Here is a 12,672-nt window from a genome sequence, read left to right as displayed (position 1 = left end):
GATTTTCTGCCTCACACTTCGACCGATAAGGGCCCAACAGGTGGCAAAAACTTTTCTGCGCAGCGGCAATCTTGACGCGGTGCTGGCGCTGGGTGAAAACGGCCAGCCGGTCTACGCATCCGCCCTGCAAATTCGTGAAACGCTGCGGCTGCGCCGTCAGACCGTGCTGGCAAACTGCCTGGCTATTCCTCAGCCCAACGCGCGCGGCGACCGCCTCGACTGGTACGCGCCCTTCAGCGGCAAGGTGAAATCCTGGCTGGCCGCCAGCGATTACGAGCGCCGTCTGGCGCTGGAACAGCTGACGGCGACGCAGCAGGAGATGCAGGATCTCAGCACCCGCGCCCGCGAGGCGGAGAATCCGGCGATGCGCCTGTTCGGCGCGCTGCTGGGCAAAGCGCTGCAGTTTCCCGATCAGCAGTATGTCTACCTGGTGGACGGCAAGCCGGTGATCACCTTCTGGGGCTTTGTCGACGCGCAGGCGCGCACGCGCGACGATGCGCTCGCCTGCCTGCGCGATACGCTGGAGGCGTCGCTGCCGCCGCTGCTGCCGGAATTGACTGTCGTCGAGCCGCAGCCGGCGATGGTGCCGATGATCGCTGAGCCTGAGCCGCTGCCGGAACCCATTGTCGAAGCCCCTCAGGTCGTTGAGCCGCCCGCGGTTGCATCGGTTGCGCCGGCCACACAGCGCCGCGCCTTCCGCCTCCTCTATCTTGCGCCGGTGGCGCTGGCCGTTGCCGGCGCCGCCGCTTTCTGGCTGCATCAGCCGACGCCTGTCGCCGCTCCGGCGGCCGCCGCTATCGCGCCGCCTGCCGCGCTGATCGCCGCGCAGAAGCTCGCCGCCACCCTGCCGCAGACGCCCGCCAGCGTCGCCGCGCCCGCCGAGACGCCTGCGCCTTCCGCAACGCTTGCCAGCGTCGTGGCGCCCGCCGTTCCCGCCACGGGCGACGCGCTGAAAATGAGCGTGGAGGATGTCCGCACCGGCGCGATTAGCGTCGTCGACGGCCGCTGGCGCGTGGTGATGCAAAACTCCCTGCCGGGCGGCGCGTCACCGGTGCTGCACTATGAACTCAGCGGCGGCAAAGGCAGCGCCACCGTCACCCAGGGCAATAACCTGCGCTGCAGCGCCGACGAGGTCACCGCCGCCATGCTCGGCAGCGGCCAGCTCTCGGTGCGCAGCCGCTATACGGCCAAATGCAGCGACGGCTCGCGCTACCGCATGCCGCAGCTGATGTGTAAGCCGGGAGACGGCGCCGCCGTGTGCGAAGCGCTGTTCAGCGACGAAAAATCCTTCCCGATGACGATTAAGCGTGAGAGTAAGTAACCATGTTGGCTCCCCTGATCGATGACAAACAAAAAATCACGCTGATTGAAGAGAGCGGCGTACAGTTTCTCGATTTCGGCCTGCGCATCGCCGCAGGTCAGGCGCGCCGCCAGTTCGTGCGCCAGACCGCGAACGGCCCGCTGCTGCGCCTCAACGTCGACGGCAACAGCGGCAAATTTCTGCTCTATCCGCAGGACGGCGGCGCGCCGGAAGTGGTGCGCCCGGAATCGGACGTGGCGCTGGCCGACTCGCTGGCGCTGCTGGCGGACTGCTGGTTGCCGCTGCCGATGCTGCGCTGCGCCAGCGGCCGCCGCTTTATCGGCGGCCCGGAGAACTGGGCGCGTCTGCGCCTCACCGCGCTGGCGCAGCCCGACGCGGCGGGCAACACCCATCGTGTGACCCTGGCGTTCGATACCCGCTGCGTCGCGCAGGAGGATGGCGGCGAACAGCTCGGCCTGACCGCCGCCGACGCGCAGAACGGCGTCACCTTCTCGCTCGCCTGGCACAACTACGAGCTGGGCGAGTTCCTCGATCATATCTGGGTCGACGGCTGGCTGCGCGAGGCGTTCAGCGACCGCGTCGGCGACCGTCGCGAGCAGGCGATCGCGCAGGCGCTGCGCGAGTTCGAATATCAGGCGCACTACCTGAACCTGCTGGAGCTGCTCGGCGAGCAGCTTAACCTGAGCGATATCCACCTTCAGGCCGCCACCCAGCAGACGCCGGCGGTGAACGTCGACATTATTCTCGACGTCGGCAATTCGCACACCTGCGGCATTCTGGTGGAAGATCATCCCGAAGAGAGCAACGGCCTGAAGCAGACCTACGAATTGCAGCTGCGCGACCTCTCGCAGCCGCATCAGGTCTATAACGAACTGTTCGACAGCCGCCTGGAGTTCGCTGAAACCGACTTCGGCAAGGCGAGCTTTTCACTGCAGAGCGGCCGCGAAAACGCTTTTATGTGGCCGTCGCTGACGCGCGTCGGCCGCGAAGCGAGCCGCCTGGCGCTGCAGCGCGCCGGCCTTGAGGGCAGCACCGGCATCTCCAGCCCGCGCCGCTATCTGTGGGACGAGGCGCGCTATCAGCCAGGCTGGCGCTTTAACCAGCCGCAGGGATCGAACGAGCCGCAGGCCAACGCCGCGCCCTTTACCTTTCTGCTGAATGATGAAGGAGAGCCGCTGCACGCGCTCGCCGACGACGATCGCCTGCCGGTGTTTTCCGCCCACTACAGCCGCAGCTCGCTGATGACCTTTATGCTGTGCGAACTGCTGGCGCAGGCGCTGATGCAGATGAACAGCGCCGCGCAGCGCCAGCGCATGCCGCAGAGCCACGCGCCGCGCCAGCTGCGCCACGTTATCCTTACCCTGCCGTCCGCGATGCCGAAGCCGGAGCGCGAAATTTTCCGCCGCCGCATGCAGCAGGCGATCGCGCTGGTGTGGAAAGCCGAGGGCTGGCACGCGGCCGACGAGCCGTTCGACGCCGCCGCGCCGCCGACCTGCCGCAAGCCGGTGCCCGACGTGCAGATGGAGTGGGACGAGGCCACCTGCGGCCAGATGGTGTGGCTGTTTAACGAAACCCAGGTCAACTTCGCCGGTCGCGCGCAGGATTTCTTCAGCAGCACCGCGCGCCCGGATCGTCCGCGCGAAGCGGATGAAGTGCCGGGCAAAAGCCTGCGCATCGCCTCGATCGATATCGGCGGCGGCACCACCGATCTGGCCATTACCCACTACCGTCTCGACGACGGCCAGGGCAATAACGTCAAAATCACCCCGCGTCTGCTGTTCCGCGAAGGCTTCAAAGTCGCAGGCGACGATATTCTGCTGGACGTGATCCAGCTCTGGATCCTGCCCGCGCTGCAGCAGAGCCTGCAGAAAGCGGGCCTGACGCTGGCCGAGCCGCTGCTGAACAAGCTGTTCGGCCACGACGGCCGCCTCGACGGCCAGGCGACGCTGCGCCAGCAGGCGACGCTGCAGCTGTTTATTCCGCTGGCGCAGGCGGTGCTGGAGCGCTACGAGAACTGGGATCCGCTGGAGAGCCACGCGGAGATCAACGCCCTGTTCGGCGAACTGGTGGAGAGCCGTCCGGCCGACGCGGTGCTCGCCTTTATCAACGGCGAGATCCAGCGCGCGCTGGGCGCCGACAGCGGTTTCGATCTGCTGGAGGTGCCGCTGATCGTCAGTCTCGCGCAGCTGCACGCCGAGTTTATGCAGCACCGCATGGCGATCATCCCGGCGCTGCGCTCGATGTGCGAAGTGGTGTCGCTCTATCAGTGCGACGTGCTGCTGCTCACCGGACGCCCGTCGCGCTTCCCCGGCATCCAGGCGCTGGTGCGCCATCTGCAGCCGCTGCCGGGCAGTCGCATTCTGTCGCTGGAGGGCTATCACACCAGCGACTGGTATCCGTTCAATAAGCATGGCCGCATCGACAACCCGAAATCCACCGCGGCGGTCGGCGCGATGCTCTGCCTGCTGGCGCTGGATCTGCGCCTGAACAGCTTCTGGTTCCGCGCGGGCGATTTCGAGCCCTATTCAACCATCCGCTATCTGGGCGTGCTCGACGAGAACCAGGCGCTGACCGACGATAATCTCTGCTACAGCGATATCGATCTCGACGACCGCAGCTTCGCGCTGGACCGCAAAAACAGCTTCCGCATTCGCGGCAACGTCTGCCTCGGTTTCCGCCAGCTCGATAACGATCGCTGGCCCGCGTCGCCGCTCTATAGCCTGACGCTGAACGACGCCCAGCTGGCGCGCAAGGTCGCCGGAGAGAGCGTGCTGCGCGTGAAGCTGGCGGTGGCGCCAGGCCCGACGCTGCCCGGCCCCGAGCGGCTGGTGCTGAGCGACGCGCGCCTCGACGACGGCACCCGCGTGCCGCTCGAGCAGCTGAGCCTGAAGCTCAATACTCTCTCGCCGACGGGCAACGCCAATGCCCAGTACTGGATTGACAGCGGAAGCCTTTGCAAACGATGAGAACTGTAAAACCGCGCCAGCCGCAGACGCTGGCAAAACGACTTGGCCTGCTGCAGGAGGCGCTCAACGCCAGCCTGGGCTGGATCGCCGACCACCGCGACGCGTCGCCGCGCCTGGCGCTGGAGGCGGAAACTTTTACGCGCCAGCTGCGCCGCGCCCGCGCGCAGAGCGACGCGCTCGCCCAGCAGGTCGCCCGACCGGTGACGCTGGCGCTGTTCGGCCAGTCGCAGGCGGGCAAAGCCTGGCTGCTGAGCGAAATGGTCGCCGACGCCCAGGGCCAGCTGCTGACGCGCCTGGGGGAAAAGAGCCTTAACGTCTTCCAGCAGATCAATCCCGGCAATCTCGACTTCGCCGCGGCGACCCGCTACTGCCACCAGCGCGAGCCGCTCTCCGGCGAATGGCCGGTAGAGCTGACGCTGCTGAGCGAGGCGGAAATTTTACGTCTGGTGCTGAGCTGCCGCCATGCGGCGCCCCAGCCGGAAAGCGCCCAGCTCGACCAGCAGCTGCAGCGCCTGCAGCGCCAGCGCCTCAGCGCGCCGGTCGGCGGGCTCGACAGCGACGCGCTGGTGACGCTCTGGGCCTGGAGCCGCCGCCACCGCTGTCACGAGCCGCGGCTCGATCGCCATTTCTGGCCGCAGGCGGTCGAGCTGGCGCCCGCGCTCAGCGTCGACGATCGGGTGCAGCTTTTCGCGCTGCTGTGGCCGACGCAGCCGGAGCTGAGCGAAGCGCTGCGCGCGCTGCTGCATCTGCGCCATCAGCTGCGCAGCGCCAGCCGCCTGCTCGCGCCGCTCAGCCTGCTGGCGGACGACGCGCTGCTGCCGAGCGAACAGCTGATCGCCCCCGCCAGCGAGCAGGATCAGCAGATGAAGGTGGAAGTCTGCCCGCTGAACGGCAACCGCATCGGCAAGCCGCAGCAGGTGCCGCTCGGCTGGCTGGCGCTGCTGACGCTGGAGCTGGTTATCCCCCTGAACTCGATGCCGCGCACCGCCCTGTTTGACGACGCCGATATGCTCGATCTGCCCGCGCCCGGCGCGCCCGCCGATGCGGCGGCGCTGGAGGAGCGTCAGCGCCTGGAGCAGCTGGATCCGCTGCGCGCCCGACTGCTGGAGCAGAAACGCGCCCTGCTGCCCGGCTTCTACGCTGCGCGCCAGGGGATCGATTTAATGCTGGTCTGCACCGCCGCCAGCCAGCGTCAGGATGTCGATGTCGCCAGCCGCGCGCTGCGCGAGTGGCAATTGCATCAGCCGCCGCGCGAAAACGGCGAAAAGCCGCGCCTGATTTGGGCGATCACGCCTTATGACGCGCGCCATCAGCAGATCAACGTCGATGAGGCGGTGCAGCGCCAGATTGGCCAGCCCGGCCAGCGCTGGGGCTCGATGCTGGCGCTCGATCGCGCCGGCGTCGATCGCATGGCGGAGTGGCTGCAGGAAGAGATGCAGCCCGACGCGCGCCGCGATCGGCTGCTGGCCGAGCTGCGCGCCCTGCAGCACAGCGTGCTGGAGCGTCGTCTGCTGCCCTGGACCGACGCTGAAGCGAGCGCCGAACAGGCGGCGCGCAGGCAGACCATCGCCGACACCCTGCTGAAATGTTTGCAGCACCGCACCGGCCTGCACGGCGAACTGCTGGAGCGGCTGCAGCCGCCGCGCGAGACGCTGCGTCAGCTCTGGCTGAGCCAGCATGACGCGCCGGCCGCCGCCGCCGCGATCCGCGCCGAGGCGCCCGCGCAGCATTTCGGCGTCGGGTTTGAATTCGATCTCTTTAGCGATACGCCGCTGGCCGAGCCTGCGGCCGCGCAGCATCACGTCAGCGCCGCGGGACAGAGCTTCGCGCGCCAGGTGATGGCGCTGTGGCTCGATCATCTGCGCGAACTGCCGGAGAACCGCAGCCTGCTGACGCTGTTGAATGTGGATCGCGGCACGCTGGAGTGGCTGGTTGAAGAGCTGATCGTCGCCAGCTTCCGCCTCGATATGCTGACGTCGCTGGAGCAGGCGCTGCACGAGCCGGATAACCCTTCCGTCACCCACGAGTCGCGCGCCGATCGTCAGGTGTCCCGCGCCATGACGGTGCTGGGGGATTTTGTCGCCTGGCTGGGCTTTATACAGCGTGACGAAGCTGAGCGGCCGCCGAGCCGCGTCAATCGCGGTCAGCCGATTTTCTCGCGTCCGCCCGCGCCGAGCGTTAATTTCTCTGCCGGACAGCGGCTGACGCGCCTCTCCGCCGCGCCCGCCAACCATACCGCCTACTATATTTACGACTGGCTGGTCGGGTTGAATTCGGTGATTCTGGAGAACAACGGCTACGCTGGCGGACGCGACGTGACGCCTGCCGCGCGCGCCGCGCTGGCCGCGATCCTCACGCCGCTGCGCAGCTAATCCCGCTTCAGGCGCAGGTCGCCCTCCAGCGCCTGCGCCGCCTCTTCCAGCAGCGCCAGCACGGCGGCGAACTCGTCGCGCCGTTCCGCCTCCGCCGCGTGTCGCAGATGAATGCGCGCCGGCAGCGCCATGCCGCCGGTCAGCCAGTCCCACAGCGCGTCCAGATTATTGCCGAAGGCGAACGGACAGTGGCTCTGCTGCGCCAGCGTCTGGTAGAGCGCGTCGCGATCCGCCAGGCGACGAAAGTCGAGCGTAATGGTCAGCATTTTCAGGGCACCTGTTTAAAGCTGCGGTAGTGATCGGTGGTGATATAGACCAGGCCGTCGGAGGAGTAAACCAGCCGATCCGCCTCGCGATGGCCGCAGCGATAGTTGACGTCCGCTTCATACCATAAGCGTCCGCTGCGCTGCGGCAGGCGCTTTTCGCGGTTGCCGAAACGGTCGCCGCCTATCGCCTTGCCCGGCAGCACCTCGCACAGATTGCCTTTGGCAGGATCCCAGCCGCGGCGGCGCGCGTCGTTTTTGCTGATGTAATAAGTCGGCAGCTGCTGATGCTGCAGCAGGTAACGCGCTACGGTGCGCGCATCGGTCAGCGAGCTGATGTCGCCGGATTCAGACGTGGGTGAAACATTCAGATGGGGTTTAAAACCGGCCCAGGCGGCCGCAAGCACGATGATCAGTGCGATCCAGAGTTTTTTCGACATGATGGCATCCCAGACAACAGGACGCTGATGATACCAGCTTTAGCGGGCAGATACAGCGCGGGCCAGCGAAGCTGGCCCTGCGGGGATCACTGCATGGCTTGCATCTGCGCCCCGTGGCGACGCCAGGCGCCTGGCGCAACGCCGTACTGGCGTTTAAAGCTGCGGTTGAAAGACTGCTGCGAGTCAAAGCCGAGCGAAATCGCGACGTTAAGGATCGGCTCATTGGTGGTGGTCAGCCGATCCGCGGATTTCTTCAGCTTCTTGATGCGGATGTACTCACCCAGCGGATAGCCGGTGTGCTCTTTAAACATACGCTGCAGGTGCCATTTAGAATAGCCTGCGCGCTCCGATACGGTGTCCAGATCCAGACGTGCTTCGATGTTGTTATCGATCCAGTCGATTAGATCGTGAATAAATGCGTCGCTCATCATCCCATTTTCTCCCGTCGCCGTTGCGAACAGTATCAGTATCAGTTGCAATTACACTTTAAGGGTGACTGACTTTGCCATTTAATGCAAGTTGGATTGATACATTAAATGCCGCACTCGCCGTAAGGACATTCTCCGCCCCGCTCTGCCTCAGTCAAAACCGCACATAAAGTGTATCAGATATTCTTGCAGTTGCTGGATGCCCAAGCCTACACTCCTCGCGATTAATTGCAATCTTAAAAGTTGCAAATATTGGCCCGCTTTTGTGGGCTCTTTTTTAACGCTATGCGGAATAACAATAATGAACAGACAAACGAAGTGGGTTCGTCAGGGTTCAACCCTTCTGGGCGCGGTGCTGCTCAGCAGCATACTCAGCGGATGTGACAAAGGCGTGGCGCAAAACGCCCCACCGCCGCCTCCTCAGGTCAGCGTCGCCGACGTGGTGGTGAAGCCCGTCAGCCAGTGGGACAGCTTTAACGGTCGCATCGAAGCGGTGCAGAGCGTGCAGCTGCGCCCGCGCGTCTCCGGCTATATCGATGCGGTGAACTACCGCGAAGGCGACGAAGTGAAAAAAGGCCAGGTGCTGTTCACCATCGACGACCGCACCTACCGCGCCGCGCTGGAGCAGGCGAAGGCCGAACTGGCGCGCGCCCGCAGCCAGGCGGCGCTGGCGCGCAGCGAGTCGGCGCGCACCGAGAAGCTGATCGGCACCCAGGCGGTGTCGCGCGAGCAGTGGGAGCAGCGGCGCTCCGCCGCCAGCCAGGCGCAGGCGGACGTGCTCTCCGCTGAGGCGGCCGTGGATATGGCGCAGCTCAATCTTGACTTTACCCGGGTGACCGCGCCGATCGACGGACGCGCCAGCCGCGCCATGATCACCACCGGCAACCTGGTGACCGCCGGCGACAGCGCCAGCGTGCTCACTTCGCTGGTGTCGCAGGATCGTATGTATGTCTACTTCGACGTCGATGAAACCACCTTCCTGCACTATCAGGCGATGGCGCGTCAGGGCCAGCAGCGCGGCTCGCTGCCGGTCGAAATCGGTCTGGCGGGCGAAAGCGGCTATCCGCACCGCGGCATGGTCGACTTTACCGACAACCAGCTCACCGCCAGCACCGGCACCATCCGCATGCGCGCCCTGCTTGATAACCGGCAGCGTCAGTTTACGCCCGGCCTCTTCTCCCGCGTCCGCCTGCCGGGCAGCGCAGAGTTCCAGGCGCTGCTGATTGACGACAAGGCGGTGCTGACCGATCAGGATCGCAAATATGTCTATGTCGTGGACAAAGAAGGCAAGGCGCAGCGCCGTGACATTCAGCCCGGCGCGATGGCCGAGGGTTTGCGCATTGTGAAAAGCGGGCTGCAGTCGGGCGATCGCGTGATCGTCGACGGGCTGCAAAAAGTGTTTATGCCCGGAATGCCGGTAACGGCTCAGCAGGTCGCGATGCGCGCGGCTAACGCCAACTAACTGAGGCTACTGCCGCTATGGACTTTTCCCGCTTTTTTATCGACCGGCCGATATTCGCCGCCGTTTTGTCGATTTTGATTTTCGTTACCGGCCTGATCGCCATTCCGCTGCTGCCGATCAGCGAATACCCGGATGTGGTGCCGCCCAGCGTGCAGGTGCGCGCTGAATATCCCGGCGCCAACCCGAAGGTGATTGCCGACTCGGTGGCGACGCCGCTGGAAGAGGCGATCAACGGCGTTGAAAATATGATGTATATGAAATCGGTAGCCGGTTCCGACGGCGTGCTGGTGACTACTGTCACCTTCCGTCCCGGCACCGATCCCGATCAGGCGCAGGTACAGGTGCAGAACCGCGTCGCCCAGGCGGAAGCGCGCCTGCCGGAGGATGTGCGTCGCCTCGGCATTACCACCCAGAAGATGTCGCCGACGCTGACGCTGGTGGTGCATATGTTCTCGCCGCACGGCAAGTACGACTCGCTCTACCTGCGCAACTACGCCACGCTGAAGGTGAAGGATGAGCTGGCGCGCCTGCCGGGCGTGGGCCAGATTCAGATCTTCGGCGCGGGCGAATATGCGATGCGCGTCTGGCTCGATCCCAACAAGGTCGCCGCGCGCGGCCTGACCGCCGCCGACGTGATCACGGCGATGCAGGAGCAAAACGTGCAGGTGTCGGCTGGCCAGCTCGGCGCTGAACCGCTGAAGAAGCAGTCCGACTTCCTGCTCTCGATCAATACCGCGGGCCGCCTCGAAAACGAGCAGCAGTTCGGCAATATCATCCTGAAAACCTCGGACGACGGCTCGCTGGTGCGGCTGCGCGACGTGGCGCGCATCGAGATGGGCTCCGGCAGCTATGCGCTGCGCTCGCAGCTCAACAATAAAGACGCGGTCGGCATCGGTATTTTCCAGGCGCCGGGCGCCAACGCCATCGATCTCTCTAATGCGGTGCGCGCGAAAATGGCCGAGCTGGCGACGCGCTTCCCGGACGATGTGCAGTGGGCCGCGCCTTACGACCCTACCGTATTCGTGCGCGACTCCATCAGCGCGGTGGTGCATACGCTGCTGGAAGCGGTCGCCCTGGTGGTGCTGGTGGTGATCCTGTTCCTGCAGACCTGGCGCGCCTCGATCATTCCGCTGCTGGCGGTACCGGTTTCGGTCGTCGGCACCTTTAGCGTGCTCTACCTGCTCGGCTTCTCGCTCAATACCCTGAGCCTGTTCGGGCTGGTGCTGGCGATCGGCATCGTGGTGGATGACGCCATCGTGGTGGTGGAGAACGTCGAGCGTAATATCGCGCTGGGCCTCTCGCCGCAGGCGGCGGCGCATCAGGCGATGCGCGAAGTTTCCGGGCCGATTGTCGCTATCGCGCTGGTGCTCTGCGCCGTGTTCGTGCCGATGGCGTTTCTCTCCGGCGTCACCGGCCAGTTCTATAAGCAGTTCGCGGTCACCATCGCCATTTCCACGGTGATCTCCGCCATCAACTCGCTGACGCTGTCGCCGGCGCTGGCGGCGAAGCTGCTGAAGGATCACCATGCGCCGAAAGATATCCCGACGCGCATTATCGATCGCCTGCTCGGCTGGCTGTTCCGGCCGTTCAACCGCTTCTTTAACAGCAGCGCGCACGGCTATGAAGGGCTGGTCGGCAAAACGCTGCGCCGTCGCGGCGCGGTGTTTGGCGTCTACGTGCTGCTGCTGGCGGGCGCGGGCTTTATGTTCCACGCCGTGCCGGGCGGCTTTATCCCGACCCAGGATAAGCTCTACCTGATCGGCGGCGTGAAGATGCCGGAAGGCTCATCGCTGGAGCGTACCGATGAAATGATCCGCAAGATGAGCGAAATCGGCATGAATACCGAAGACGTGGCCTACTCCGTCGCCTTCCCCGGCCTGAATGCGCTGCAGTTCACCAACACGCCCAATACCGGCACGGTGTTCTTCGGCCTGAAGCCGTTCAGCGAGCGTACCCACAGCGCGGCAGAGATTAACGCGGAAATCAACGCCAAGATCGCCCAGCTGCAGCAGGGATTCGGCTTTTCGATTATGCCGCCGCCGATTCTGGGCCTCGGCCAGGGGTCGGGCTACTCGCTCTACGTGCAGGATCGCGCGGGGTTGGGCTATGGGGCGCTGCAGACGGCGATTAACACCCTTTCCGGCGCGGTGATGCAGACGCCGGGCATGCACTATCCCATCTCCTCTTATCAGGCGAACGTGCCGCAGCTCGACGTGCAGGTTGACCGCGATAAAGCCAAGGCGCAGGGCGTGTCGCTGACCGATCTCTTCAGCACGCTGCAGACCTATCTCGGCTCTTCGTACGTCAACGACTTCAACCGCTTCGGCCGCACCTGGCGCGTGATGGCGCAGGCGGACGGCGAGTTCCGCGACAGCGTGGAGGATATCGCTAACCTGCGCACCCGCAACGATCGCGGCGAGATGGTGCCTATCGGCAGCATGGTGCATATCACCACCACCTACGGGCCCGATCCGGTGATCCGCTATAACGGCTACCCGGCGGCAGACCTGATTGGCGATGCCGATCCGCGCATTCTCTCTTCCGCGCAGGCGATGACCCAGCTGGAAGCGATGTCCAGTCAGCTGCTGCCAAACGGCATGAATATCGAGTGGACCGATCTCAGCTATCAGCAGGCGACCCAGGGCAATACCGCCTTTATCGTCTTCCCGGTGGCGGTGCTGCTGGCGTTTCTGGTGCTGGCCGCGCTCTATGAGAGCTGGACGCTGCCGCTGGCGGTGATCCTGATCGTGCCGGTGACCATGCTGTCGGCGCTGGTCGGCGTCTGGCTGACGGGCGGCGATAACAACGTCTTCGTGCAGGTCGGTCTGGTGGTGCTAATGGGGCTGGCCTGTAAGAACGCCATTCTTATTGTGGAGTTCGCCCGCGAGCTGGAGATGCAGGGCAAAGGCATTGTGGAAGCGGCGCTGGAGGCTTGCCGTCTGCGTCTGCGTCCGATCGTAATGACCTCTATCGCCTTTATCGCCGGTACCGTGCCGCTGATTCTGGGCGAAGGCGCGGGCGCGGAAGTGCGCGGCGTCACTGGCATCACCGTATTCGCCGGGATGCTGGGCGTTACCCTGTTCGGTCTGTTCCTGACGCCGGTGTTCTACGTCACGCTGCGTAAGCTGGTGACGCGCAAGGCGCCGAAAGAGGCGATGCAGACAGCGTAAAGAGTAAGGGCGGTCAGCGATCGCCCTTTCTTTAATTCAGACAATGGCAGTGGAATGTGAAAATTGCGTAACGCTACGCAATCTGTACAGACAACTCATTGACAGGAAAAAACTGCCAGGTTAATTTTCCAGTCAGCAGAAGCGTGAAGAATTAACTATTAACGCAAAAGCAACAAGGCTATTCAGGGAGGCTATATGAACAAAGCAAGAGACGAGTTTGACGGATTCTAAGCAGACGCAAAATAACTAA

The 12,672-nt window shown here is 64.5% G+C and carries 8 protein-coding genes; 5 read left to right on the top strand and 3 right to left on the bottom strand.

Translation table 11 applies throughout. From position 1 onward, the window contains the following. Positions 1-40: 40 nt before the first annotated feature. Genes AC6I7Z_RS09250 through AC6I7Z_RS09240 form a run of 3 tightly spaced genes read left to right on the top strand, consistent with a single transcriptional unit; the run spans position 41 to position 6,659 of the window. Complete coding sequence (locus tag AC6I7Z_RS09250) at positions 41-1,321, top strand: SrfA family protein (RefSeq protein WP_497813963.1); 1,281 nt, start codon at positions 41-43, stop codon at positions 1,319-1,321. 2 nt (positions 1,322-1,323) lie between these two features. After that, the gene (locus AC6I7Z_RS09245) at positions 1,324-4,287 is read left to right on the top strand and encodes a virulence factor SrfB (protein ID WP_497813962.1); all 2,964 of its coding nucleotides are present in this window, start codon (positions 1,324-1,326) and stop codon (positions 4,285-4,287) included. Next, the gene (locus tag AC6I7Z_RS09240; protein WP_497813961.1) at positions 4,284-6,659 is read left to right on the top strand and encodes a virulence factor SrfC family protein; all 2,376 of its coding nucleotides are present in this window, start codon (positions 4,284-4,286) and stop codon (positions 6,657-6,659) included. The genes AC6I7Z_RS09245 and AC6I7Z_RS09240 overlap by 4 nt, the downstream gene beginning before the upstream one ends. On the opposite strand, the gene AC6I7Z_RS09235 is transcribed toward AC6I7Z_RS09240, so the two are convergent. From AC6I7Z_RS09235 to AC6I7Z_RS09225, 3 genes are all read right to left on the bottom strand, one after another. After that, positions 6,656-6,925: a barstar family protein gene (locus AC6I7Z_RS09235; protein ID WP_497813960.1), complete on the bottom strand. Its 270-nt coding sequence runs from the start codon at positions 6,923-6,925 to the stop codon at positions 6,656-6,658. The two genes, AC6I7Z_RS09240 and AC6I7Z_RS09235, sit on opposite strands and share 4 nt — an antisense overlap. A 2-nt stretch (positions 6,926-6,927) precedes the next feature. Next, on the bottom strand, positions 6,928-7,362 hold the full coding sequence (locus AC6I7Z_RS09230; protein WP_497813959.1) for a ribonuclease domain-containing protein: 435 nt from the start codon (positions 7,360-7,362) through the stop codon (positions 6,928-6,930). An 86-nt stretch (positions 7,363-7,448) separates the two neighbouring features. Then, the gene (locus tag AC6I7Z_RS09225) at positions 7,449-7,793 is read right to left on the bottom strand and encodes a helix-turn-helix domain-containing protein (RefSeq protein ID WP_033747323.1); all 345 of its coding nucleotides are present in this window, start codon (positions 7,791-7,793) and stop codon (positions 7,449-7,451) included. Between the two features lie 298 nt (positions 7,794-8,091). Between AC6I7Z_RS09225 and AC6I7Z_RS09220 the strand changes: the two genes are divergently transcribed. Continuing rightward, positions 8,092-9,252, top strand: coding sequence for an efflux RND transporter periplasmic adaptor subunit (locus AC6I7Z_RS09220; RefSeq protein ID WP_048780866.1), 1,161 nt, complete (start codon positions 8,092-8,094; stop codon positions 9,250-9,252). A gap of 17 nt (positions 9,253-9,269) precedes the next feature. Beyond that, entirely contained in the window at positions 9,270-12,422 is a 3,153-nt protein-coding gene (gene oqxB, locus AC6I7Z_RS09215) for a multidrug efflux RND transporter permease subunit OqxB (RefSeq protein WP_497813958.1), read from the top strand. Positions 12,423-12,672: the final 250 nt, after the last annotated feature.

This window comes from Pantoea sp. X-Soil-MYKO-1289 (genome assembly GCF_059730625.1).
The sequence above is the reverse complement of the archived record's forward strand: the minus strand, read 5'-3'. Positions and strand labels throughout refer to the sequence as shown.